The sequence below is a fragment of the Pseudonocardia sp. genome, assembly GCF_025965585.1.
In the GTDB taxonomy this organism is placed as follows: Bacteria; Actinomycetota; Actinomycetes; order Mycobacteriales; family Pseudonocardiaceae; genus Pseudonocardia.
The window spans coordinates 14,058-37,382 of sequence record NZ_JAOPWR010000394.1 but is presented as its reverse complement, the minus strand read 5'-3'; the positions used below and the strand labels follow the sequence as shown (position 1 = coordinate 37,382).

Genomic DNA, 23,325 nt, shown 5'->3' with positions numbered 1-23,325 from the left:
TGTACGCGGCTCAGGAGGAGCAATGCCACCACGCACACGTACTGCGTCCGACCGATCCGATGTCGCTTCCCCCGCACACGATGAGGCAACGGCAGGGCGTCGTTCGCCGGTGGAGGCCGGTGTCAACGCATCCGGCGACCCCCACGGTGTGGCGGTCGGCGGGGGCATCCGGCTTCCGCTGCCGGCGGGCCTGCCTGACGTGGATGCCAAGCGGCTGCTGTGGTGGGGCGGATTGGGGGCGGCCACCGTGGTAGGCCTGCTCGAGTGGCCGGTCGCCCTGGCGGTGGGTGTGGGGAGCGTGGTGGCGGAGCGCCTGGCCCGCGAGCGCGCCGCGCAGCCCCCTGCCCCTGGACCGCGGATCCCCGAATAGGACCCCGCAGGGATCCCGCAGCACTCGGGAGCGACGGCAGCAGGACCTCGCCGACCGGGTGGCACCGGGGCAGGTGGCGGCGGGTCAGGAGGTGTCGGTGTGGGCGTGCTGTCCGCAGCAGTGCTGAGCTCGCGTCGTGTGCTGCGCGCGGCCGTCGAGGCACCTCGCCGGGTGTTGGACGTCGTGGACCGTGAGCAGGTGGATGGCCGTCGCGCGAACCGGCGTCATCAGTGCGCCATGATCGAGGTCCAGGGCCTGGATCGTGTCGGTGCCGGTGTGCTCGGCCGGGCGGTCGTCGCGGAGGTTCAGCGCCTGCCGGGCGTGGAGTGGGCCGGTGTCAACCACATGCTGGGCCGGGTCGTCGTCGCCCTCGAGCAGGACGGGCCGGGGCTGGCAGAGCTGATCACGGTCGTCGACCAGGTGGAGCGTGCACACGGCGCGGACGGCAACCCAGAGACTGCCGCACCGGTCCCGCTGCCGCAGGTGGACCGCGCGAGCGTCGAGCGTGCGGTGCTGGCCGTGGCTGCGACCGGTGCTGGACTGGCGTTGTCGGGGGCCGGAGCGCTCGTCGGACGCACGCCGCTTCCAGCGGAGCTGGCCGCGATGGTGACCGCGGTGGACAGCCATCCCCGGCTGCGCCGCGCTCTGGAGTCAGTGGTGGGCCGGCCGGGCGCCGATCTGGGTCTGGCGGGGCTGTCGGCGTTGGCGCAGGGGTTGTCGGGCGGCCGGCTCGGGCTGGTCGTGGACGGGGCGCACCGGATCGGCGTCGCCGCGGAGGCGCGGGCGACGCAAGCCGTGTGGCGGGCGCGTGAGGCCGAGTTGCCTGCCGACCCGGCCACGGCGGCCCCGGTGGTTGTGGAGCGTCCCTGTCCGTTGCCCGCGGGCCCGGTGGAGATCTACGCCGACCGTTCCGGGCTGGCCGGGGCGGCCGCGTGGGCGCTCGCGCTGCCGCTGACCGGGAACCCTCGCCGGGCGGTGAACCTGGCGCTGGCCGCGACACCGAAAGCGGCGCGCATGGGACGGGAGGCCTTCGCGGTCGGGCTGGGCCGGTTGCTCGCACGGCGTGGCGCCGTCGTGCTGGACCCGATGGTCCTGCGCCGGCTCGACCGGGTGGACACCGTCGTGCTGGACGCCGAGGTGCTGGCCACCGGGCGGCTGGTCCTCGGGGAGATCGTCGCTCGGCCCGGCAGCGACACGACCGAGGTCGCCGGACAACTGCACAGGTTGTTCCAGCCGAGCTGCCCGACGTCAGCTCAGCGCTCCGGCAAGTGGGAACTGGCCCGTCTCGGGGAGGGCGACGCGCCCGATCTCCCCGAGGGCTGGGGCTCGCACGGACGCCGTGAAGGGAGCCGACCGAGGCACTCCGGCGCCCTGCACGTCCTGGGTCTTTCGCGCTGCGGTGAGGTGGTCGCGGTGGCCGGGGTGATCCCGGAGGCGTCGGACTCGGTGGAGGCGCTGGCTGCGGCCGCGCGCAGGAGTGGTACCCGGCTGGTGGTCGCCGGAGCCCCGCCGGTCGTCGCGGGCGGGCTCCCCGACGGGGTTCTGCCCGATGCGGTCCTGCCGGGCGGGAGGCACCTGCTGGGCACAGTGCGGCGACTACAGGCCGACGGCGGGGTGGTGCTGCTCGTGTCGCGACGCAGCACGGCATTGGGCAACGCCGACGTCGGGGTGGGCGTCGACGCCGTCGACGGCCACCCACCCCGGGCTGCGCAGGTGCTGATCGGGCGGAACCTGGACCTCGCGGCGTTGCTGATCGAAGCGTGCGGACCGGCCGCTGTCGTCAGCCGGCACGGTGTGCGGCTGGCCATGGCCGGATCGGTGCTCGGCGGAGTCGGGGTGCTGTCGAACCGGGGGTGGGGACGTGGGTCACGGCCCGGGCAGGCCGCGATGCTCGCGGTCAACGCGGCCGCCGCGGCCGCGTTCGCCGAGGGCACCTGGGCCGCGCGGCAGATAGGTGAGCGTCCGCTCGCCCCACCGGTCCCGCGCATCAGCTGGCACACGATGCCGATCGACGCCGTACTCGACCAGCTCGACACCGCACCCGACGGGTTGAGCAGCGTCCAGACTCGCGACCGGTACCGCAGCCACGGTCCGGCGCTGCCGAACCCCAGCCTGCTGCGCGCGGTGGTCGCGGAGCTGAACAACCCGTTGACCCCGATCCTCGCCTGCGGTGCGGCCGTCTCGGCGGCGGTCGGCTCAGTGACCGATGCCGGTCTCGTGGCCGGCGTGACCGCCCTGAGCGCGATGATCGGCGGGGTCCAGCGGTTGCGGACCGAGCACGCCGTCGCCGAGCTCACGGCCGGTTCGGCGGTGCGGGCCCGGGTGCTGCGCGACGGGCGGCCGATCATCGTGCCCGCGGAGGACACGGTGGTCGGCGACGTCGTCGAGCTACGCTCCGGCGAGGTGGTGCCGGCCGACTGCCGGGTTCTGGACGTGGCCGGGCTGCAGGTCGACGAGGCGGCGTTGACCGGTGAACCGTTCCCTGTGCCCAAACAGCCCGAACCCGTGATCGCCGACGAGCTCGTCGAGCGCACGTGCATGCTCTACGAGGGCACCAGCGTGGCCGGCGGGCGCGGCAGAGCCGCCGTCGTCGCGGTCGGCGACTGCACCGAGGCCGGGCGCAGCATGGCCGCCACCCGGGGCGCCGCTCCGTCCTCGGGGGTCGAGGCCCGCCTCGACGCGATCACGGCCACCACTCTCCCGATCGCACTCGGATCGGCAGGCGCCGTGGTGGCGGTGGGGTTGCTGCACGGCCGCCCCCTGAGCGACAGCCTCGGCACCGGGGTCAGCCTGGCCGTCGCGTCCGTGCCCGAAGGTCTGCCCTTCCTGGTCAACGCCGCGCAGCTCGCCTCGGCCCGGCGACTGTCGCGCCACGGGGCACTGGTCCGCAATCCACGCACCATCGAAGCCCTCGGCCGCGTGGACACGCTGTGCTTCGACAAGACCGGCACCTTGACCCAGGCCCGGATCGCGCTGGCCGCCATCGACGACACCACCACCTTCGCGGCCACCACACCGGCCGACGAGCCGGCCGCGCCCCACGCGCACGTGCTGGCCGCGGGCTTGCGGGCGACCCCCGACCGCCGCGGCACGCAGCCACTGGCGCAGCCGACCGACCGTGCCGTGGCCGAGGGCGCACGCGCCGCCCGGATCACCCGGGAGCACGACCTCCCGGGATGGCGCCGGCTCTCGATGCTCCCCTTCGAGCCGTCCCGCGGCCTGCACGCCACCCTCGCCACCACCAGCCCCGCCGATGACGCCGCCCACACGAACTCCCCCGAGGTCCTGCTCTCGGTGAAAGGCGCTCCCGAGAGCGTGCTCCCGCGGTGCACCCACGTCCGACAGCGGGACAGCCGGGTCGGCATGGATGCCCGGCACCGGCGCCGGATACAGCAGCGCGCCTCGCACCTCGCTGCGCAGGGCTACCGCGTGCTGGCCGTGGCCGAACGCACCGGGTACCCAGGTCGTCGGCTCACCGACCCCGACGTCACCGACCTGACGATGCTCGGGTTCCTGGCCCTGTCCGACCCCGTCCGACCCGCGGCCGGGGCCTCGGTGTCCGCGCTGCGCGCGGCCGGGGTCCAGATCATCATGATCACCGGTGATCACCCCGGCACTGCCGAGACGATCGCGCGCCGCCTCGACGTCGTCGACGGGGGGCAAGTGATCACAGGGCCGGAACTCGACGACCTCGACGACGCCGCCCTCGACGCCGTTCTCCCCCACATCACCGTCGTGGCCCGGGGCACCCCCGCGCACAAGGTCCGCGTGGTGCGCGCATTTCAACGCCTGGGCCGGACCGTCGCCATGACGGGGGACGGCGCCAACGACGCTGCCGCGATCCGGCTGGCCGACGTCGGCATCGCGCTCGGACACCGCGCGACCCCCGCCGCCCGGGCCGCCGCCGACCTGGTCGTCACCGACGATCGGCTCGAGACGATCCTCGCCGCGCTGGTCGAAGGGCGCGGCATGTGGGCGTCGGTGCGTCAGGCGCTGGGCATCCTCGTCGGCGGCAATCTCGGTGAGATCGCCTTCACCGTCCTGGGAGCCTCGTTGACCGGGCAGTCCCCGCTCAACACCCGCCAACTGCTGCTGGTGAACCTGCTGACCGACCTCGCACCCGCTCTCGCCATCGCCCTGCGGCCGCCCGGGCCCAACGCGGCCGCGCTGCTCACCGAGGGCCCCGAGGCCTCCCTGGGCGTCGCCCTCACCCGCGAGATCACCCGAAGGGCGATCATTACCTCCGCCGCAGCCACTGCTGCCTGGGCTGCCGCCCGGGTCACCGGCCGTGCCCGGCGGGCCAGCACCGTCGCGCTCGCCGCCCTGGTCGGCAGCCAGCTCGGTCAGACCCTGGTCATCGGGGGGCCCAGTCCCGCCGTCCTCGCCAGCAGCATCGGCTCCGCCGCCGCCCTCGCCGCGATCATCCAGACCCCCGGCGTGAGCCGGTTCTTCGGCTGCACGCCCCTGGGACCTCTCGGCTGGACCATCGCCGCGGGTGCCGCCACCACGGCTACCGCCGCAACCCTGTTCGCGCCCTTCGTCAGCGGCGCCCACGACGACGGCGGCGCGGTCGGCCACCACGCCCCCGGTTCACCGTCGACGGCCCCACCGGGCCGAACCCGTTCGCCGGGCAGACCGGTGTCCCGCTCCATGGCCGTGCATCAGCGCGTCGGACACCTGTGAGGCATGTTTGCCGCGGGGGCCGCGGGGTAGTGCGAACCGGCAGACCCAGGAGAGACGAGGCCAGCGGTGAGCGAGACCGAGGATCGGCGACACGATCTCCTCCAGGACGTGCTGCGCCTCGGCGCCGGGTTCCGGGAAGGGGACGAGCCCTGGGTGCTGGCGGCGCTCTCGGCCCTCGGGCCGCGCCTGGCGCGCTGGAACCCCGACGAGGTGTCGGTGGAGGTCGCGGTGAAGGACCGGGACGGCAAGGAGCAGCACGTCACCCTGCGGGTGGACATCCCCGGCTTCCCGCCGCTGGTGGCGGGCGCCACCGACCGGAACCTCGAACACGCGCTCGCCGAAGCCAAGCGCGAGGTGATCCGGCAGATCGATGACGAGAAGTCGGTGCGGGAGCCCAAGAGCAACCGGCACCTGAGGAAGAAGACGAGCTGACGTCACCGGTGGGAGATCGATCCGACGGGTGCGAACAGGCGATCAGGCACGCGACCGACGATCAGGCACGCGACGGGTGGGAGACGCTCGGCCCGGCTACGTCGTGGGGGTGAGGATCGTTCCCGGGCTGCCGTCATCGCGCACGACCGGCAGCCCAGCGGCGGCCCACGCCGTCATCCCACCGGCGAGGTTGTGCACGTTGAAGCCTGCGGCCTGCAGCCGGGCCGCGGCCTGTGCGCCCCGGCGCCCCGTCCGGCAGGTCGTGACGAGGGCCCGGTCACGGGGCAGGGCAGCGGGGTCCAACGTGTCGAGCGGGATGTTGGTCGCTCCGGGGGCGTGGCCGGCCGCGAACTCGTCGGGACCGCGGACGTCGATCAGCAGCGCGCCGTCGGCTACGAGCCGGGCGGCATCGGCCGGCTCGACCTGGGGGACCTCAGTCGTGTCGACCGCGGTGGTGGGGTTCATGTCGGTACTCATCGGGCCGGTGTACCCACGCCGCGCACGATGACCCGCTCACGGGCGACCGGTCGGCCGACGGTCGCGGTCGGAGCCGGACCGACGACATGGACGTGGTCTGTCCTCGCAGCGCAACAGCATTCATCACACCACATGTATCTCGGCGAACACCGGCGGCATCAGGTTCGTGGAACGTGTCGTGATGCAGAGGAGCGCGGACATGGCTGGGGTTACGTGTGTGGTCACCGTTCACGGCATCGGCTTCCAACAGCCGCCGACCGACAACCCGAATGATCCGGGCGGCCGGCGCCCCGGATACGCCGACCAGCTGCACAGGCTGCTGCAGGCATCCGGTTTGGTGCCCGGCCTGGGCGACGACCCCGAACGTCTGGAGCACGGCGTACACGGCCCGGTCTACGTGCAGTCCCCGTGGAACGAGCCCGAGAACGGGCTCAGCCGGCTCGACCCCCACCGCCCACTCGTCACCGAGCAGGGCGACGCTCCGACGGACCGCCGCGTCGCCCACGTCGCCCTGATCTACTCCGGGCTGGAGGTCGGCGGGCCCCGGCTGGGCTCCGCGCTCGACACCCTGGCCCGGACCGCCCTCTCGCTCGACGCCTACGCCCACCCGCTCGGTGCGGCACACCTCCTGGCCGCCGACATCGCGGCCATGCTCCGTCGGTCGGCCGGCCCCGCAGGAGCCCCGCCGAGCGGCCTGCAACCGCGCCGCGACCTCGACCCCGGCCCAGCGGGGGCAGCCCCGCGCCATCGACTCCACCTCATGAACCTGCTGCACAGGGCCGCGCCGCCCGCGCCCGGCGGAGCCACGGCGTTGACGCCGGCGTCGCGGCTGAACCTGTTCGACACCCTCGAACACGACGTCGCCAGCTACGTCTGCCGCAACGACCTCCGCGAGCGAGTGCGCGGCTTCGTCCAAACGGCCCTGACCCGGCTCGTCGCCCGCGACGACGTCGACACGATCGTCGTCAACTCCCACAGCCAAGGCACCGTGCTCGCCGTCGACGTCCTCGGCCGCTACGCCCCGACGAAGGTCACAGCGCTGGTCACGGCCGGAAGCCCCCTGCGCAAGTACGTCGACCTGTTCGCCTGGGGCAACCGTGTGGGCCGGCTCCAGGACATCGTCACCGACGAGTTCTGGCTCAACATCTACGACCCACTCGACCCGGTCGCGGACCCGCTCGAACCCTCCGGGGAATGGCGCGCGGACGACGCGCTCCCCGACCCGTCCCCACACACCCTGATGCAGATGCCACACCCGGATCAGTCGGTGCTCCGCGGCACTGTGAACTGCCCGGTGACCGACCTGCACGTGAACAACGTCGCTCACAGCGGAGGTGGCCTGGCCGCCCACAACTACTGGGACAACTCCGCAGAGTTCATCCCCGCACTGGCCGGCGTCATCACACGGGCGGCTCCCTCCACCGAGCCGGACAGCCTCCCCGCCCACGCACCGGTGGAGACGAGCCGATGAGCATCCGAGCACTCACTGCCCTCGCCGTCGAACGCGACCGGGCGGACGCGGGCACGCCGGCACTGGGCGGCTCACGCGGAGGGGAACCCACGACTTCCCCCACGGCGGCAGAGACCAACGGGACCTCCCCCGGGCCGGCCGCGACAGGAGTGCCCCAGTCCTTCACCGACGCCCTGACCAGCGCGATACCGACCGAGCCACTCGCGGCCTACACCGCGCTCATCGCCGTCGTCACCGCGGCCGTCGGCAGCGACCCGCACAGCTACCTACCCTTCCGATGGTGGGCCTTCTTCGGGTTCCTGGGTCTCACCGCGGCCGCGACAGTGATCGGTTACCGCCAGAAGTCCATTGCGGCAAGCCCGTCCGAGACCAACGCCAGCGCAGGCAACCAACGACCAGCACCCTGGCTCGAGCTCGGGACCGCACTCGTGGCCGCCGCCGCCTGGGGCCTCGCCATGCCCGGAGGCCCGTTCAGCGCCCAGTTCACTGGTCCGGCGCAGCTCCTCGCCACCGGGTCCACGCTCGTTCTCGGCGCCTCCCTCGTCACGCTCGCCGCGACCCCGCTGACCAGGGGCACGGAAATCAACCGCACACCCGCCGACGCAGGCCTGCAACCCACCACGGCTGCCAACAGCTGAGCGGCCCTACAGTTCCGGTCACGTAGCGTCGAGAGAAAAATGGCGGACGGTGCCTCGACACGCGTAACGGCATTGTCGGCAACCACCCGTGTCGAGAATCGCACCCGTCGCCCGGCGATCACATTCCAGCGGTCTTTCCCCGACCCGTGCGCCGGTAGCCGCCGCCGAACTCATCCCGGCCTGATCTTCACCCGAAGGCACTCTTCCCCAGGAGTCGCCGCCGTCGTACACCACGGCGACGCGGGCGCCGCCACCGCGGCCGCGAATGCGGGCACGTCCCAGGTCGCCATGCTCCGGATCTACGACCAGCACCACCGGGAACAACGCATCCACCGTCGGAACCGGGAGCGGACACCCGCCCGTGGTAGCGACGACCGGGTCGCCGGCCGCGGCTCTCGACCCCGCCCTCCAGCCGCATGTCGCAGCCCGTTTCCCATTCATCGCCGACACGATAATGCGCACCCGGGGGCGCCGAGTCCGCCGCGCAGCGATTGATGTCCACGAACTCTCGATGCTCATTCTGAAACGCTTCCTCACAGAGCCCGCCACCATCAGGAACGATGCGGCCGGCCGGTGTGACTCAGGCCGACATGCACCAACTGGTCACAGAACGGCAGAAGGGGCCCAAGCCGTAGCCCGGGCCCCTTCCTCGATGCCGATGCGATCAGGCAGCAGCAGCCTTCTTGCGGGAGCGACGCTTCGGCGCCTCCGCCACGACCTCGGGCTCCGATTCCTCGACCGGTGCAGGAGCAGGAGCAGGAACGCTCCCCCGGTTCTCGTAAGCCTCGAGGACGCTGGACGGGATCCGTCCGCGGCTCGACACCTCGTGGCCGTTGGCATTGGCCCACTCACGGATCGCGGCGGTCTCCTCGCGAGAGCGCGAGGACCGGGAGACGGTCTTCTGCCGCGTCGCCGGAGCGTTGGCTGCACCACCACGGCGCGCTGCACTCACGAACGGGGCGAGCGCGTCGCGCAGTTCGGCCGCGTGCGTCTCGCTCAGGTCGATCTCGTACGTCTTCCCATCGAGCCCGAAGGCGATCGATTCGGCGGCTGCGCCACCGTCGAGGTCATCGACGAGCCTGACCTCTGTAACCTGCGCCATATTCCTACGTCCATCCATGGTTGTGCGGGGAGTTATATCCTCAATTATCCACAGATTGCTGGGAATGTCGAGCCGAGACGAGTCGCCGCTCACACGATCAGGTGTCGCGGAAGTCCACTCGCCGCCAAGAAGCCGGCGAAGCGTCGAGAGTGTGCCGTTCCCCATGCCGCGCCCGACGTTGTCTTCTGCTCCTCACAGTCAGGCCGTCGGAGCCGGAGACGTTCCAGGGCCGCTGTCGCCGGCTGGTACCTTTCCTTCGATGTCCCGTTTCCCGCGGAATCCGGCTTGCCAGTCGTGCCGAAGTGCTCATCGCTGCCGGCTTCACGGCCCAGGGCTGCGAGGAATCGCCCGGCAGTCGCGGGCGTGGCGCGGTCAGGGCACGAGCACCGCTGCGCCGATGAGGCGGTCCGCGGCCAGGTCCGCCAGCGCCCGGTCGGCCTCTCCCAGCGGGCGGAGCGACACCGTCGGCCGCACCCCCAGCGTCGCGGCCAGCCGCAGGAACTCCTCGCCGTCCGCGCGCGTGTTCGCCGTGACACTGCGCAGCTGCTTCTCCCGGAACAGCTCCTCGGCGTAGACGAGCCGGGGCACGTCGGAGAGGTATATGCCCGCCACCGCCAGGGTGCCGCCCTGGTCCAGGGCACGCAGCGCCACCGGCACGAGCTCCCCCACGGGCGCGAACAACACGGCCGAGTCCAGCGGCTCCGGCGGTGCGGCGTCCGCGGGTCCCGCCGACGCCGCGCCCAGCTCGAGTGCCAGAGCGCGGGCGGCGGCCGAGCGGGTCAGCACGTGCACCATCGCCCCCTGCGCGATCGCCACCTGCGCGACGAGGTGCGCCGACGCCCCGAAGCCGTACAGCCCCAACCGGCCTCCGGGCGGGAGCTCGGCTCGCTTCAGCGCCCGATAGCCCACGATGCCCGCGCACAGCAGCGGGGCGGCCTCGACGTCGTCGAGACCGCTCGGGAGCCGGTACGCGTAGGCCTCCGGCACGACGGCCAGCTCCGCGTACCCGCCGTCGGCGTCCCAGCCCGTGAACGTCGCATACGGGCAGAGGTTCTCCCGGCCCGACCGGCACCAGCGACAGCGCCCGCAGGTCCCGCGCAGCCAGGCGCCGCCGATCCGGTCCCCGACCGCGAACCGGCCGGCCCCGGGCCCGACCTCGTCGACGACGCCCACGATCTCGTGCCCCGGAACGGTCCGCGGCCGGTGCGGCGGCAGATCGCCCTCGGCCAGGTGCAGGTCGGTGCGGCAGACACCGCACGCGGCCACGCGCACCCGGACCTCACCAGGGCCGGGCCGCGGGTCGGGCAGCTCCGCCGACAGCAACGGGCCCCGATCGACGGGACCGGGATGATCCACCACCCATGCGCGCATGGTGCCGACCCTCCGCCTTGCGCCGGTCGGTCGCCAGGGCCCATCGGCCCGGGACGGGCCCCGGACCCCGGCCGGGGAACCCGTCGACGTCGAGGGGACCTGCCGCGGGACCACCAGCCACTCGTCGCGGAAGCGAGCCGGGAGCGGGTCGAGAAGATGCCCGGCGACGAGTTCGTCGCCCGGGTGGCTGCGCAAGGAGCCGGCGTCGGACGGGTCGCGTCCCTGGCCCCCCCGAGACCGTCCGAACAGGACGTTCTGCGCGGCCTCCGTCCGCGCTTCCTCAGCTGTTCACCCCCGGGTGGGCTCCGACGGCCGCCCCCGTCGACGAGCGGTGACGGCTTCTGCCGGTGGTCCCGGCTCGGGTGCACCGCTGCGAGGCACTCTGCTCACCTCGTCGGATTGAGGTAGTTCAGCGGCGGGAAGCGTTCGTGCTCGTCGTGCTCGAAGATCGACAGGGCCGAGCCCACGATCTCCGGATCGGGCGTTCCGACTATCTCCGGATCCTTGCCCGGGTAGTCGAAGAGGCTCAGCACGTAGCGCATGGCCTCGATCCGAGCCCGTTTCTTGTCGTTGCTCTTGATCACGGTCCACGGGGCGTCGGCGGTGTCGGTGTAGAACAGCATCGCCTCCTTGGCCTCGGTGTACTCGTCCCACTTGTCGAGCGAGGCCAGGTCGGTCGGGCTGAGCTTCCACTGCCGGACGGGGTCGATCTTGCGGATCACGAAGCGGGTCCGCTGTTCGCTGCGCGACACCGAGAACCACAGTTTGATCAGGTGGATGCCGCTGTGCACGAACATCCGCTCCAGTTCCGGCACCTCACGCAGGAACTCCATGTAGTCGCGCGGATCTGTGAAGCCCATGACCCGCTCCACGCCCGCGCGGTTATACCAGCTGCGGTCGAACAGCACGATCTCCCCGCCCGCCGGCAGGTGGGCGACGTAGCGCTGGAAGTACCACTGGGCCAGCTCCAGCTCCGTCGGCTTGGCCAGCGCCACGACGCGGGCACCCCGGGGATTCAGGTGCTCCATGAACCGCTTGATGGTGCCGCCCTTGCCGGCCGCGTCCCGTCCCTCGAAGAGGATGACGATCTTCTGACGGGTCTCCTTCACCCAGTACTGGAGCTTGAGCAGCTCGATCTGCAACGGCCGCTTGAGCCGGTCGTACTCCTCCCGGGACATGCGATCGTCGTACGGATAGCCCTCGCGCCAGGTCTCGACCGGCCGACCGTCGGGACCGATGAGGACCGGATCGCCCTCGTCGCTGTCGTCGACCCTCATGTCGGGCAGGTGTGAGAGCACGTCCAGGCTGTCCTCGCCGCCCTGTGGCCACCTGAAGGGCGTGGTGTCCGACCTGCTGGAACAATCGTCCACGGAGCTGAGCTTCGCCGACTCCGACGACTTCTTCGGGTTCCGGGCCATCGTGTCCTCCTCGGATCGACCACAGCGCGGACTACCCATCGGCGGCCCGGCGGCACCCACCTGCTTGCGACGGACGGAACCGCTGCGGGGATCGGGGTCGGCGGATTGGGTCCGAGCCGGAGGGGTACCTACAGCTCGCACCGCCGCATCCACCGCATCGGTGAGGAGGTCGTGGTGCCGAAACGCCCGCTCGTGCTGACGACCGACGCGCTGCGCGGCCGCAGCCGGGTACGCGCCGAGCGGGCCACCGCCAACCGCGTGGTGAGGCGGGCGATCGTGTCGGTGGCCGGGCTGATCGCCGGCCCGGTGCGCAACCAGGCCGGTCAGGAGGTCGGGCGCCTGGTGGACGTGGTGGTCCGGATGGACGGCGAGGAGCGGTACCCGCCGGTGACCGGGCTGGTGGTCCGCGTCGGCCGCAGGCACGCCTTCGTCGAGGCCTCCGACATCGCGGACATCACCCGCGACGGCGTCACACTGCGGACCGCCCGGCTGGACCTGCGCGACTACGTCCGGCGCCCCGGCGAGGTGCTGCTCGCGCGGGACGTGCTGGACCACCAGCTCGTGGACGTGGACGGGGTACAGGTGATCCGGGCCGCGGACCTCTACCTGGCCCCGGTGGGCGACCGGACCCGGCTGGTCGGCGTCGACGTCAGCGCCCATTCGCTGCTGCGACGGTTGGGACCCCGGCGGCTGCGCACCCGTCCCACCCCGGACAAGGTGATCGACTGGGACGCGGTGGCGCCCTTCGACGAGCAGGCGACCGATGCGCCCTCGACGGTGCGGTTGCGCCGCAGCCAGGAGGCCCTGGGGCGGCTGCGCCCCGGCGAGCTCGCCGACCTGCTGGAGGATCTCGGCCGGCCCGGCCGCCAGCAGCTGCTCGCCTCGCTGGAACCCGCGACGGCGGCCGACGCCCTGGAGGAGATGGACGCGGGTGTGCTGGAGAGGCTGCTGCGCGAGTCGTCCCCCGAGCGGGCGGCCGAGCTGGTCGCGGCGATGGAGCCGGACGAGGCGGTGGACGCGCTGCGCGACCTGAGCGAGCAGGAGCGCGTGGAGCTGCTGGAGCGGATGCCGGAGCCCACCCGGTCGCGTCTGGCTGAGCTGCTGGACTATCCGGCGAACCGGGCCGGCGGGTTCATGACGACGTTGCTGGTGGCCGTGGACGAGAGCGACACGATCGCCGGCGTGCGGGCCCGGACGGCCGAGCAGGCCGAGCACCGCAACGAGATCGACGCCGTGGTGGTCCGCGACGGGGAGCACCACGTGATCGCCGACGTCCCGCTGTTCGACCTGTTCACCGCCGCCGACGACCGGACCCTCGGTGAGCTGATCCGGGACCACCCGGACTTCGATCCGGTGGTGGTCGAACCGGATGCCGATGTCGGCGAGGTCGCCAAGGCGCTGGTCGAGGCTCGCCGTTCGTCGCTGCTGGTGGTCGACGGGGACTGCCGCCCGCTGGGCCGCATCCTCGCCGACGACGTCGTCGACGCGCTGTTGCGGGAGACCGACCGGCTCCACTTCCCGAGGTTGCTGCGGTGAGCCGCACCCTGGATCCGGAGGCCATGGCGGCTCCACGCCCGCACCCGTCGCTGTGGGACCGGCTTCGCCGGCACCGGTTGTTCGGCTACCTCGCGATCGCCGGCCCGGGGCTGATCGCGGCGAACGCGGGGAACGATGCCGCCGGTATCGCCACCTACTCCTCGGCAGGCTCGCAGTTCGTCTACCGCACGTTGTTCTTCATGGTGCTGGTGACCATCGCGCTGGTCCTGGTCCAGGAGATGGCGGTCCGGCTGGGCACCCACACCGGCAAGGGGCTCGCGGCCCTGATCCGCGAGCAGTTCAGCCTGCGCTGGACCGCGGTCGCCCTGTTGTGCGTGCTGCTGGCCAACACCGGTCTGGTCGTGTCGGAGTTCGCCGGCATCGGGGCGGCGTTCGAGTTGGTCGGGATCAGCCGCTACGTGGTGATCCCGATCTTCGCCGTGCTCATCTGGGGCCTCGTCGTCTTCGGGTCCTACAAGTGGGCCGAGCGGATCTTCCTGCTGTTCTCGCTGGCCTTCCTGGCCTACCCGGTCGCCGCGGTGCTGGCGCGCCCGAACTGGGCGGACGTCGGCGCCAACCTGGTGCTGCCGCACTTCAGCGGCGACAAGGACTTCGTACTGCTCGGCGTCGCCCTGATCGGCACCACGGTCAGCCCGTACATGCAGCTCTACGCCGCGGCCGCGGTGGTGGACCGGGGCGCGGGCCCGGAGGACCATCCCGCGGCCCGCTTCGACGCGGTCACCGGTGCGATCTTCGCCTGCATCATCTCCATCATGATCATCATCGCCACCGGTGCCACGATCGGCGGCCAGGGGCCACTCGACTCCGCCGCCCAGGCGGCCCGGGCGCTGCGCCCCGTGGCCGGTACGGGAGCGGAGATCCTCTTCGCGTTCGGGCTGCTCGGGGCCAGCGCACTGGCCGGCGCGGTCGTCCCGCTGTCCACCTCCTACGCCATCAGCGAGGCCGTCGGCGTCGAGCGCTCGGTGACCCGGCGCTTCCGCGAGGCACCGCTCTTCCTGGGTGTGTTCACCTTCCAGGTGATCCTCGGCGCAGCCGTCGCCCTCACCCCGGTCAACCTGATCCAGCTGCTCATCGGCACGCAGGTGCTACAGGGCATCGTGAGCCCGATCGTGCTGATCTACATCCTGGTACTGGCCAACCGGCGAAGCGTGCTCGGTGACGCCGCAAACGGCCGCGTCTTCCGGATCGCCGCCACCCTGGCGGTCGTCGCGGTCGCGGCGATGTCGCTGCTGTTGCTGGTCCAGACCGTGCTCGGCTGGTTCGGGGCAGGGTGATACGCCCAACCGGACCGCTGGTGTTCACCGGCCGGACGGCGCCGTCCACCTCGCCCGGCGGCGCCTGACCGCCGCCGCGCCGTGCTTCCTGGCCAGCGAGCTCGTGGTCGCCTACAGCCTGTACCTCGTCGCCCCGTGAGCGAGTAGGTGAACGTCCACCCGCGGGTGGAGGCGGGGTCCGAACCGTGGGTGGACGCCCATGGCGTGCCCGCTGCCTAGCGTTCTCGTCATGACCACCACCGCTTCACCGGCCGCGGGCGGCCATCTCCGCCGCGCCGCGGCCCCTGCTCTGCTGCTCAACATCCTCGCGCCTCTCGCCGCCTACGAGCTGCTCACCGCACTGGGATCGTCCCAGCTGGTGGCGCTGGCGGTGGGGTCGGTCTTCCCGGCGGCCGGCATCGCCGCGACAGCACTGCGGACACGGCGGGTCGACGGCACGGCGCTGGTGAGCCTGAGCGCCATCGTCGTCGGGCTGGCCGGCGGCCTGCTGTTCCACAGCGCCTGGTTCCTGCTGGTGCAGGGGGCCTTCCTCACAGGGACGATCGGTGTCGTGTTCCTCGCCTCGCTGGCCGCGTCGCGCCCGCTCGTGTTCGTGATCGGACGCCAGCTGGCCGCGGCGGCCGAGCGGCCGGCGTTCGAGGGCCTCTGGGCCTCGCCAGGGCACCGCGCCGGGATGCGGCGGATGACCGCGGTCTGGGGGGCGGCTCTCGTCGTGCACGCCGCGTGCGTCATCGCCCTGTCGTTCGTGCTCACTCCGGGCGCGGTGATGGTCGCGTCACCGCTGCTGGCCGTCGTCCTCATCGGCCCGGTCGGTGTCTGGACCGTCCGTCGCCGGGCCGCCCGCATGCGTTCCCTCGACCCGGCCGGGAGGCCCTCATGACCACCACGCCCACGTCCGCGCTTCCGCAGCTCCCGTTCCCGCGCCCCGACATCCTCGACGTCGGCCCGACGTACCGGACGCTGGCCTGCACCGCGCCGATCAACCCGGTGCGGACGGCCGCAGGCGACGTCGCCTGGCTGGTGACCGGCTACGCCGAGGCCAGGGCGCTGTTCGCCGATCCCCGGCTGGGCCGCTCGCACCCCGACCCCGAGAACGCCGCGCGGATCTCCGGGTCCGCCGTGCTCGGCGGCCCGATGGGCACTGCGGCCACCGAGGCCGCCGACCACGCCGCCATGCGCAAGGTCCTCACCCCGGCCTTCTCGGCGCGCCGGATGAGCCGGCTGCGGGCCCACGTCGAGGACCTGGTTGACGGCCTGCTCGACGAGCTCGCCGCGCACGGCTCGCCCGCGGACCTGCACGAGGTGCTGTCGTTCCCGCTGCCCGTGCTGGTGATCTGCGAGCTGCTCGGCGTGCCCTTCGCCGACCGCCACCGCTTCAGCGCGTGGTCGGCCGGGGCGTGCAACCTGAACGACCGGGCGGCCTCGACCGCCGCGCTCGGCCAGCTGTTCGGGTACATGCGCGAGCTCGTCGTCCGCAAGCGCGCAGAGCCCGGCGAGGACGTGATCTCCGATCTCGTCGCAACCGTCGACGGCCCGGACGCCGACGGCCGGGTCGCCGGGCTCGGCGCGATGCTGCTGTTCGCCGGACACGAGACCACGGTGACCCGGATCGACGTCGGCACGCTCCTTCTGCTCGCCCACCCCGGTCAGGCCGACGCCCTCCGGAACGATCCCGGCCGCGTGGCCGGCGCGGTCGAGGAGATCCTGCGGCTCGGCGCGCCCGGCGGGGGTGGCCTCCCCCGCTACGCCCAGGCCGACATCGACGTCGCAGGCGTGCACATTCGCAGCGGTGACGCGGTGCTGCTGGCCGTCAGCGTCGCCAACCGCGATCCCGAGGTGTTCGCCGACGCCGACCGCTTCGACGTGACGCGCACGGCCAACCCGCATCTCGCGTTCGGGCACGGTCCCCGTTTCTGCATCGGCGCGGGCCTGGCCCGCATCGAGCTGCAGGCGGTGTTCGCCGCCCTGCCCGCGCGCTTCCCGACGCTCGCGCTCGCGGTGCCCGTCGAGCAGCTGCAGGTGCGCTCGGACGTGCTCACCGGCGGGCTGACGGCCCTCCCCGTGACCTGGTGACGGGCGAGACGTCGTCGTCCACGTAGCCACCCTCCAACCTGCGTCGGGGATGACCCGTCGGCACACCGCACCAGGCCGCGCTCGACAACCCCGAACGCGAGCGGATCCCCATCCGGGCTCGACCCCGCGGCGGTGGGGGAAAGGTCTTCACACCTCGCCGGCCTCGATCGAGGCGTCGGCGGCCGGTTGCTCCTGCCCTGTCCCCTCCTCCGCCCATCTGCCCTGCCGTCGCAACGACGTGCGGCCTGCACGGATGTGGGCCCGCATGGCCGACTCGGCCCAGTCCGCGTCGTGCGCCGACAGGGCGTCGAGGATCTCGCGGTGCTGGGCCAGGCTCCGCACGATCGCTTCGCGCGTGCGCTGGTGGTAGCCCTCGCGCGCCAGCGGGATCTGGATCAGCGACGGCATGACGGCGATGAGCTGGCGGTTCCCGGACGACTGGTAGATGGCGGTGTGGAACTCGGAGCTGAGCTCCCCGATCCGGGGGAACCGGGCGTCCCCGTGCTCCTCGAGAAGTCGTTCCATCTCGTCGCAGAGCTCGCCCAGCGCGGCGAGGTCGGTGCCGGGGTCCTCGGCCGCGCGACGTACGGCGTAACCCTCCAGGAGCGCCCGCAGGTCGTGGATGTCGTCCAGGTCCTGGGCGGTCCACCCGAGAACGAGGGCGCCCCGGTTGGGCACGATCTCCACGAAGCCCTCGATGTTGAGCTGGCGCAGCGCCTCACGGACGGGGGTGCGGCTCACCCCGGCGCGCTCGGCCAGGTCCTCCTCGCGCAGCCAGCTGCCCGGCGCGTACTCACCGGTGACGATGGCGTTCTGGATGGTCTCGTAGGCCATGTCCGCGGCACGCGCCATCCCGGTCCCTCCCCCGCCGTCCGACCCTTCCCGATCGCCGGACATCATCGCGCACGGGCACCACGCTGCGGAGACCCACCCGCGCGGCCGAGGAGCGCGGGCGGGTCGAGGCCGGCGTCCAGGACGTGGACGCCGGCCTGCACCGCGGCCACCGCGGTCGCGTAGCCGGTGTTGCGGGTGTCGTGGGAGTGGAACGGCACACCCTCGAGCACGAGCACGCAGTCGAGCGGACCGGTCACCGCCGCGCCTGGTACGTGGCCTCGCGCTCGGCCATGTACCAGAGCGTGCGGCCCATGGGCGCGCGCGCCTCCTCCGCCAGGTGCCCGACCACGCCCGCCGCCCGCGAGACGACCGCCACGCCGCGGAGCACCGCGGTGTCGATCCCGAGGTCGCACAGCAGCGCGCCGCAGGCCCCGCCCGCGTTGAGCGCGAGCGGCTTGCCCGACGGCGACGTGGCCCGCTCCTGCACGCGCAGCATCAGCCGGGTGTGCGGGCCGAGCACGTCGTGCTCGCGGGCCATGGCCAGCAGGCGTGCCGTGCGGGGGTCGCCGTTCTTGTGGAACGGGTGCCCCAGGCCGGGGATCCGCGCCCCACGGGCCCGGTGCTCCTCCACCACCGCGGCGGCCAACCGGTCGAGATCGGCGTCGCTCGACGCCTCCGTCGGCCCCGCCGCAGTGAGCACTCGGCCCGCGTCCTCGAAGACCCCCAGGAACACCGACCCGGCGCCGAGGACCCCGGCCGCGACCGCGCCCTGGATCGAGTCCGGTGCACCGGTGTAGGTGAGCCGGGCGGCCAGCGCCGTGGGGGTCAGGCCGTGATCGGCCAGCGCGACGAGCACGGCGTTGAAGATCCTCGCCTCGCCGGGCGTCGGCAGCCGGCCGGTGATCAACAGGTAGAACACGCTGCCGAAGTCGACCTCCCCCATGAGCTCGTCGGCGAGGTTGTACCCCTGCACCCAGATGTCGTCGGCCGTGGACCGCCCGATCGACGTGGTCATCGGCGGGTGATCGTCCTCGAAGATCGCCATCAGGGGTCAGCCGGCCTGCTTCTCCCGCACGGCGGCCACGGGGTCGGCGTCGTCGAACCAGGGGTCGGCGTCCAGGTCGCGGGCCGGCACCGAGAACTCGATCGAGATCCCGTTGGGGTCGGTGGCGTAGACCGACCGGAGCAGGCCGTGGTCGACGACGTCGCTGACGTCGGAGCCGGCGTCGTGCAGGCGCTTGCGCAGGTTCTCCAGGTCCTCGTCGGAGTCGACGCTGATCGACACGTGGTCGAACTGGATGCCCGACGCCGGGATGCCGGAGTCCTTGCGTCCCGGGAGCTCGATGTCCTTCCACTCGAAGAACGCGATCGAGGCTCCGCGGCCGATGCTCAGGAAGTAGTGCCGGTGCGGGTAGTTCTCGTCGCGGTTGCCCGTCGTGCCGACGAGCGGCATGCCCAGGACGTCGCGATAGAACCGCACCGTCTTGTCCATGTCGTTCGTGACGAGCGCGAGGTGGTTGAGACCCGCGTAGTTGATGGCGGTCATGTCGTCCTCCTGCAGGTGCGGCGGAGCGGTGGCCTGGCCCCGGAACGGAGCGGGGGTGGCAGACGGCCACCCAGCGGCGGCGAAATTGTATTCGAGGCGGAGGAACCAGAACAAGAGTTCCCCGTGAAGTCGTCCGGTCGGTCAATCCCTGAGTGGATGTATCACGACGTCAGAGCCACTTCCCCACCACCACGAGACACACAAGATCCCCCACCGTGTCGTACGCTTGTATCCAATCAGGGTCCCTGCTCGGTGTGGTGGGATGGCTACAGGGCATGACGACGGAGGTCTGCATGGCGAGCTCGGCCCGAGCAGCGGCCTACGAGGCCCTGCAGCGCGGCATCGCGAACGGCCAGTACCCGCCGGGGAGCTGGCTGCGCGAAGAGGACGTGGCCGCCGCCGCGGGCGTCAGCCGCACGCCCGTGCGCGAGGCGCTGCACCGGCTGCAGGCAGAGGGCCTGGTGCAGATCCTGCGCAACCGCGGCGCTCTGGTCGTCGGGTGGACCGCGCAGGACCTCGACGACATCTACGACCTGCGCGTACTGCTGGAGGGCTACGGCGTGCGACGCGCGGCGCAGGCCCGCGACAACGTCGACTTCGACGCGCTGAGCGTGATGTGCACCGAGATGGAGCAACTGCTGCCCGGCGCGGGCGAGCCGGAGCTGCAGCACATCGGCCGGCTCTGCATCGACTTCCATGTCACGCTCAACCAGGCGTCCCGCAACCGCCAGCTGATCGCGATCATCCCCACGCTGCTCGCCACGCCGTTCGTCCGCGAGGCCTTCCACCACCACACCCCCACCGACCTCGAGCGGGCCTTCGCCTCGCACCGCGAGATCCTCGAGGCGCTCGAGGTCGGCGACGGCGACTGGGCGGAGGGGGCCATGCGCGCCCACCTGCGCGCCGGCCGCTGGTCACTGCGGCAGATGGAGCAGGAGCGGCAGGCCCCCGAACTCGGGGACAGCGGGCTCGCCAGCGCGTGAGCTGATCGGCACCAGCGCCGGGAATCGTACACAACTCGTGTCTTCGTCCTGACTACGTTCACGGCAGTTCGTACACAGTCGGGCTCTCTGTCGGCCGGAAACCCCTGCGCGTCCTCGACGCCCACGACGTCGCCACACAGCATCCCGACCCGAGGCCGACAGGCTGCCGTACCGCATTGCACCTGTTCACGAGGCGGGGCGAACCCGCTCACGCAACCGGATCCCACGAAGCTCTTGACGCCCCACTGTGACCCTCGTTACCGTCAGCTCGTATACAACACAGGGTGATACACCCGCTTCCACAAGCTGGCGGCCGGTACACCGAGTGCCCGCGACGCTCTCGGTCCCGGATGCGATCACCCGACAGCCACCGCGCGGTGTCAGCCATCGGGACCCAGCGCTCCGTCCCGGGGCGGGCGCCACCGTGCCCGGGGACGGGCGCCGTCCGCGCCACGTCCACGACGCACGTCCACAAAGGAGTGGGACATGACCGAACTGGCCGAACGCCCGACCGCGGCCTCCGCCGGTGCCGAGCTGATCCAGCGGGCCGCCGACCTGGTGCCGATGCTGCGGGCCAACGCGCCGCAGGCCCACGCGGAGCGCCGGATGCCGAAGGAGAACCTGAAGGCACTCGAGGACTCCGGGATACTGCGGGCGACCCGCGCCCGCGAGTACGGCGGCTACGAGATCGACACCCACACCAAGCTCGGGATCTTCCGGGAGCTGGCCCGCGGCTGCGGCTCCACCGCGTGGGTGGCCACCCTCTACTCCGACGCCGACTTCCTGATCGCCCACTTCCCCGACGAGGTGCAGGAACAGGTCTACGGCGACGGGGACCCGTCGGTGCACTGCACCGCCACCCTGATCCCCACGGCCCGCGCCGAGCGCGACGGCGCCGGCTTCCGGCTCAACGGCAAATGGCCGTTCAACTCCGGCTGCCTGGACGGCACCTGGGTCACCGAGCCCGCCGTCGTCGAGCTCGAGGCGGGCAGGCCCGAGGTCTGCCTGTTCCTCATGCCCTACGCCGACCTCACGATCCTCGACGACTGGCACGTCAGCGGCCTGCGCGGCACCGGCAGCAACAGCGTGGTCGGGGAGAACGTGTTCGTCCCCGAGGAGCGCATGCTGCGCCTGGAGGAGCTCAAGCTCGGACAGGGCCGCAGCGAACGCAACAAGGACCGGCCGATCTACACCATCCCGGCCGTCCCCTACGTCCTCACGAGCGGCGGCGGCACGTTCCCGGGGCTGGCGAGCGCGGCGCTCGAACTGTTCATGGAGCGGCTGCCCACCCGCGGCCCGATCGCCTACACCGGCTACGGGCAGCGCAGCGAGGCGCCGATCACCCATCACCACGTGGCCGAGGCCTCGATGAAGATCCGCTCGGGCGACCACCTGATGTCCGGTGCCGCCGACATCCTCAGCCGCCACGCGCAGTCCGGCGAGCCCTACGCCCCCGGCGAGATCCCGGAGATCTGGGGCATGGTGTCGTACTCGACACGCCTGTACGGCGAGGCGATCGAGACGCTGCGCCACGCCAGCGGGGCCAGCGGCATCCACGAGAGCCAGCCGATCCAGCTCGTCTCCCGCGACGCCCAGGCACTGGCGACGCACGCCGTGATGATGCCGACCACCGGTATCGAGATCTACGGCCGCTCGCTGTGCGGGCTCGAACCGAACACCCCAATGCTGTGAGTGCCGCACCCGTGGGCGACACCGCCGTGGAGCCGGCCGACGCGCTCGCCGTGTTCGACCGGTGGTACGACGCCCACGAGTCCGGCGACGTCCCCGCCCTGCGCGAGGTGCTCGGCGACGACGTCGAGGTGCACTCGATGTTCCGCCCGGAGCCCGCGCGGTCCCGCGACGCCGCGGTGGCGCACTTCCTGCGCACCACCACCGTCACCTTCCCGGGCCTCGCCATGGGCCTGGTCTCGACCCCCGCGGCGGCCGGGGACGGAGCGGTGCTCGCCGAGGTGGTGTTCGCCGGCACGTTCACCGGCGAGCTCACCTGGCGCGGCCGCGTCCACCGCGGTGCGGGCCAGCGCTTCTCGCTGCCCGGTGTCGTCGTCATCCGCACCCGCGGCGAAGCCGTCATCTCCGTGAAGACCCTCTACGACCGCGACGACTGGCTCCGCCAGATCGACGTCCCCGTCTGCTGACCCGTCCCGAAGGAGTCCCCATGACCTCGACCGTCCCGACCCGCGTCGACGTGACCCAGCCCGCCGGCAAGAACACGATGATCCGGCTGGTCCGGCAGGAGTTCCGCGTCTGCTTCGACATGCTGGTGGCCGCCAGCGAGCAGGAGTGGCACGCCCAGACCCCGTGCGACCTCTGGGAGGTCCGCGACATGGCAGGCCACCTGCTCGACGCCGCCTACTGCTACCTCGGCTACTTCAAGCAGGGCGAGCACGGCTGGCCCACCGAGGAGCCCCGCGGGATGCGGGCCTACGGCGACGCGCTGGGGCAGAGTGCGCGGGAGTACCGCGGCGTCTACCGCTGGGAGGTGCTGGGCCGCCTCGAGGCCTGCACCGACCTGCTGTTCCGCTACTTCGAGGACGTCCCCGAGGACGAGTGGGCCGGCCGGCTGGTGCCGCACAAGTGGGTCGGACCCGTGCCGGCGTTCATGATGGCGGCGTTCCAGCTCATGGACTACTCGGTGCACGCCTGGGACCTGCGCAAGGCGCTGGGCCGGGACGCCTTCGTCGACACCGAGGCGTCGGACACCCTGGTGCCCTTCATGTTCGGGCTGATGCAGATCTGCTTCGCCCCCGAGGTGGCCGACGGCGTGGACCTGACGATCGATGTTCACATCACCACCTCCGGCGACGAGCACTGGACCGTGCAGGTCAAGGAGAACGCCCTCACCTTCGCGCCCGGCGCCCCGGAGAATGCCGACGCGACGTTCGCCTTCCCCTGCAACGAGTTCTGCCTCGACGTCTACCAGCGCCTGCAGGGTGGCGCCGCGAGCGGTGACCAGAACTCGATCGACTCCTTCCGCAAGCTCTTCTTCACCATCTGACCAGACCCACGACGCCGAACCCGTCGCCCGGCCCGCAACCGCTGCGGGTCCCGGGCCGGTTCGCCGCGCCTCGACGAGGA

The 23,325-nt window shown here is 72.2% G+C and carries 21 protein-coding genes; 13 read left to right on the top strand and 8 right to left on the bottom strand.

The window, feature by feature from the left end; genetic code table 11:
• The first annotated feature begins 109 nt into the window (after positions 1 to 109).
• From JWR81_RS24580 to JWR81_RS24570, 3 genes are all read left to right on the top strand, one after another.
• Positions 110 to 370 (top strand): hypothetical protein, encoded by a 261-nt coding sequence (locus JWR81_RS24580; protein ID WP_297657797.1) that lies wholly within the window; start codon positions 110 to 112, stop codon positions 368 to 370.
• A 105-nt stretch (positions 371 to 475) separates the two neighbouring features.
• Positions 476 to 5,053, top strand: coding sequence for an HAD-IC family P-type ATPase (locus JWR81_RS24575; protein ID WP_297657794.1), 4,578 nt, complete (start codon positions 476 to 478; stop codon positions 5,051 to 5,053).
• Between the two features lie 66 nt (positions 5,054 to 5,119).
• Complete coding sequence (locus tag JWR81_RS24570; RefSeq protein WP_297657791.1) at positions 5,120 to 5,485, top strand: HPF/RaiA family ribosome-associated protein; 366 nt, start codon at positions 5,120 to 5,122, stop codon at positions 5,483 to 5,485.
• Positions 5,486 to 5,581: 96 nt separating this feature from the next.
• Here the strand turns inward: JWR81_RS24570 and JWR81_RS24565 are convergent, their stop codons facing one another.
• Positions 5,582 to 5,962, bottom strand: coding sequence for a rhodanese-like domain-containing protein (locus JWR81_RS24565; RefSeq protein ID WP_297657788.1), 381 nt, complete (start codon positions 5,960 to 5,962; stop codon positions 5,582 to 5,584).
• Positions 5,963 to 6,161: 199 nt separating this feature from the next.
• Here JWR81_RS24565 and JWR81_RS24560 point away from each other — a divergent pair, with 199 nt between their 5' ends.
• Together JWR81_RS24560 and JWR81_RS24555 are read left to right on the top strand one after the other, a co-directional pair.
• Positions 6,162 to 7,433 carry a hypothetical protein gene (locus tag JWR81_RS24560; protein WP_297657785.1) on the top strand — a complete coding sequence of 424 codons (1,272 nt, stop codon included), beginning with the start codon at positions 6,162 to 6,164 and terminating at the stop codon, positions 7,431 to 7,433.
• On the top strand, positions 7,430 to 8,071 hold the full coding sequence (locus JWR81_RS24555) for a hypothetical protein (protein WP_297657782.1): 642 nt from the start codon (positions 7,430 to 7,432) through the stop codon (positions 8,069 to 8,071). The genes JWR81_RS24560 and JWR81_RS24555 overlap by 4 nt, the downstream gene beginning before the upstream one ends.
• A gap of 664 nt (positions 8,072 to 8,735) precedes the next feature.
• Here the strand turns inward: JWR81_RS24555 and JWR81_RS24550 are convergent.
• From JWR81_RS24550 to ppk2, 3 genes are all read right to left on the bottom strand, one after another.
• Positions 8,736 to 9,173 (bottom strand): Lsr2 family protein, encoded by a 438-nt coding sequence (locus JWR81_RS24550; protein ID WP_297657778.1) that lies wholly within the window; start codon positions 9,171 to 9,173, stop codon positions 8,736 to 8,738.
• A gap of 372 nt (positions 9,174 to 9,545) precedes the next feature.
• The gene (locus JWR81_RS24545; RefSeq protein ID WP_297657776.1) at positions 9,546 to 10,544 is read right to left on the bottom strand and encodes a zinc-binding alcohol dehydrogenase family protein; all 999 of its coding nucleotides are present in this window, start codon (positions 10,542 to 10,544) and stop codon (positions 9,546 to 9,548) included.
• Positions 10,545 to 10,930: 386 nt separating this feature from the next.
• Positions 10,931 to 11,821 carry a polyphosphate kinase 2 gene (gene ppk2 / locus JWR81_RS24540; RefSeq protein ID WP_297657800.1) on the bottom strand — a complete coding sequence of 297 codons (891 nt, stop codon included), beginning with the start codon at positions 11,819 to 11,821 and terminating at the stop codon, positions 10,931 to 10,933.
• 315 nt (positions 11,822 to 12,136) lie between these two features.
• On the opposite strand from ppk2, the gene JWR81_RS24535 reads away from it, so the two are divergent.
• From JWR81_RS24535 to JWR81_RS24520, 4 genes are all read left to right on the top strand, one after another.
• The gene (locus tag JWR81_RS24535) at positions 12,137 to 13,498 is read left to right on the top strand and encodes a CBS domain-containing protein (RefSeq protein ID WP_297657773.1); all 1,362 of its coding nucleotides are present in this window, start codon (positions 12,137 to 12,139) and stop codon (positions 13,496 to 13,498) included.
• Positions 13,495 to 14,793: an NRAMP family divalent metal transporter gene (locus JWR81_RS24530; RefSeq protein ID WP_297657770.1), complete on the top strand. Its 1,299-nt coding sequence runs from the start codon at positions 13,495 to 13,497 to the stop codon at positions 14,791 to 14,793. The genes JWR81_RS24535 and JWR81_RS24530 overlap by 4 nt, the downstream gene beginning before the upstream one ends.
• Before the next feature lie 229 nt (positions 14,794 to 15,022).
• Positions 15,023 to 15,673 carry a VC0807 family protein gene (locus JWR81_RS24525; RefSeq protein ID WP_297657767.1) on the top strand — a complete coding sequence of 217 codons (651 nt, stop codon included), beginning with the start codon at positions 15,023 to 15,025 and terminating at the stop codon, positions 15,671 to 15,673.
• Positions 15,670 to 16,866 carry a cytochrome P450 gene (locus JWR81_RS24520; protein WP_297657764.1) on the top strand — a complete coding sequence of 399 codons (1,197 nt, stop codon included), beginning with the start codon at positions 15,670 to 15,672 and terminating at the stop codon, positions 16,864 to 16,866. Before JWR81_RS24525 ends, JWR81_RS24520 begins: the two co-directional genes overlap by 4 nt.
• Before the next feature lie 147 nt (positions 16,867 to 17,013).
• Here JWR81_RS24520 and JWR81_RS24515 read toward each other — a convergent pair whose 3' ends face one another.
• The 4 genes from JWR81_RS24515 to JWR81_RS24500 are packed head-to-tail and all read right to left on the bottom strand — an operon-like array spanning position 17,014 to position 19,246.
• A complete protein-coding gene (locus tag JWR81_RS24515) occupies positions 17,014 to 17,718 on the bottom strand; it encodes a GntR family transcriptional regulator (RefSeq protein ID WP_297657761.1) in 705 nt (234 codons plus the stop codon).
• A gap of 44 nt (positions 17,719 to 17,762) precedes the next feature.
• Positions 17,763 to 17,957, bottom strand: a complete 195-nt coding sequence (locus JWR81_RS24510) for a hypothetical protein (RefSeq protein WP_297657758.1) — start codon at positions 17,955 to 17,957, stop codon at positions 17,763 to 17,765.
• Positions 17,954 to 18,745 (bottom strand): citryl-CoA lyase, encoded by a 792-nt coding sequence (locus JWR81_RS24505; protein ID WP_297657755.1) that lies wholly within the window; start codon positions 18,743 to 18,745, stop codon positions 17,954 to 17,956. Before JWR81_RS24505 ends, JWR81_RS24510 begins: the two co-directional genes overlap by 4 nt.
• Positions 18,746 to 18,751: 6 nt before the next feature.
• Positions 18,752 to 19,246 (bottom strand): VOC family protein, encoded by a 495-nt coding sequence (locus tag JWR81_RS24500; protein WP_297657752.1) that lies wholly within the window; start codon positions 19,244 to 19,246, stop codon positions 18,752 to 18,754.
• 293 nt (positions 19,247 to 19,539) lie between these two features.
• Here JWR81_RS24500 and JWR81_RS24495 point away from each other — a divergent pair, with 293 nt between their 5' ends.
• The 4 genes from JWR81_RS24495 to JWR81_RS24480 all read left to right on the top strand — a co-directional run bounded on the left by JWR81_RS24495 (position 19,540) and on the right by JWR81_RS24480 (position 23,245).
• Entirely contained in the window at positions 19,540 to 20,229 is a 690-nt protein-coding gene (locus tag JWR81_RS24495) for a GntR family transcriptional regulator (RefSeq protein WP_297657749.1), read from the top strand.
• A gap of 486 nt (positions 20,230 to 20,715) precedes the next feature.
• Positions 20,716 to 21,921: an acyl-CoA dehydrogenase family protein gene (locus tag JWR81_RS24490; RefSeq protein WP_297657747.1), complete on the top strand. Its 1,206-nt coding sequence runs from the start codon at positions 20,716 to 20,718 to the stop codon at positions 21,919 to 21,921.
• Entirely contained in the window at positions 21,918 to 22,385 is a 468-nt protein-coding gene (locus JWR81_RS24485) for a nuclear transport factor 2 family protein (RefSeq protein WP_297657745.1), read from the top strand. Before JWR81_RS24490 ends, JWR81_RS24485 begins: the two co-directional genes overlap by 4 nt.
• A 20-nt stretch (positions 22,386 to 22,405) precedes the next feature.
• Positions 22,406 to 23,245: a maleylpyruvate isomerase family mycothiol-dependent enzyme gene (locus JWR81_RS24480; protein ID WP_297657742.1), complete on the top strand. Its 840-nt coding sequence runs from the start codon at positions 22,406 to 22,408 to the stop codon at positions 23,243 to 23,245.
• The last annotated feature ends 80 nt before the right edge of the window (positions 23,246 to 23,325 follow it).

Bases quoted from the DNA above. Each gene is read 5' to 3' on its own strand.
- JWR81_RS24565 (WP_297657788.1), bottom strand. From the start codon at position 5,962: ATGAGTACCGACATGAACCCCACCACCGCGGTCGACACGACTGAGGTC.
- JWR81_RS24560 (WP_297657785.1), top strand. From the start codon at position 6,162: ATGGCTGGGGTTACGTGTGTGGTCACCGTTCACGGCATCGGCTTCCAA.
- JWR81_RS24555 (WP_297657782.1), top strand. From the start codon at position 7,430: ATGAGCATCCGAGCACTCACTGCCCTCGCCGTCGAACGCGACCGGGCG.
- JWR81_RS24550 (WP_297657778.1), bottom strand. From the start codon at position 9,173: ATGGCGCAGGTTACAGAGGTCAGGCTCGTCGATGACCTCGACGGTGGC.
- JWR81_RS24545 (WP_297657776.1), bottom strand. From the start codon at position 10,544: ATGCGCGCATGGGTGGTGGATCATCCCGGTCCCGTCGATCGGGGCCCG.
- ppk2 (WP_297657800.1), bottom strand. From the start codon at position 11,821: ATGAGGGTCGACGACAGCGACGAGGGCGATCCGGTCCTCATCGGTCCC.
- JWR81_RS24525 (WP_297657767.1), top strand. From the start codon at position 15,023: ATGACCACCACCGCTTCACCGGCCGCGGGCGGCCATCTCCGCCGCGCC.
- JWR81_RS24520 (WP_297657764.1), top strand. From the start codon at position 15,670: ATGACCACCACGCCCACGTCCGCGCTTCCGCAGCTCCCGTTCCCGCGC.
- JWR81_RS24515 (WP_297657761.1), bottom strand. From the start codon at position 17,718: ATGGCGCGTGCCGCGGACATGGCCTACGAGACCATCCAGAACGCCATC.
- JWR81_RS24505 (WP_297657755.1), bottom strand. From the start codon at position 18,745: ATGGCGATCTTCGAGGACGATCACCCGCCGATGACCACGTCGATCGGG.
- JWR81_RS24500 (WP_297657752.1), bottom strand. From the start codon at position 19,246: ATGACCGCCATCAACTACGCGGGTCTCAACCACCTCGCGCTCGTCACG.
- JWR81_RS24495 (WP_297657749.1), top strand. From the start codon at position 19,540: ATGGCGAGCTCGGCCCGAGCAGCGGCCTACGAGGCCCTGCAGCGCGGC.
- JWR81_RS24490 (WP_297657747.1), top strand. From the start codon at position 20,716: ATGACCGAACTGGCCGAACGCCCGACCGCGGCCTCCGCCGGTGCCGAG.
- JWR81_RS24480 (WP_297657742.1), top strand. From the start codon at position 22,406: ATGACCTCGACCGTCCCGACCCGCGTCGACGTGACCCAGCCCGCCGGC.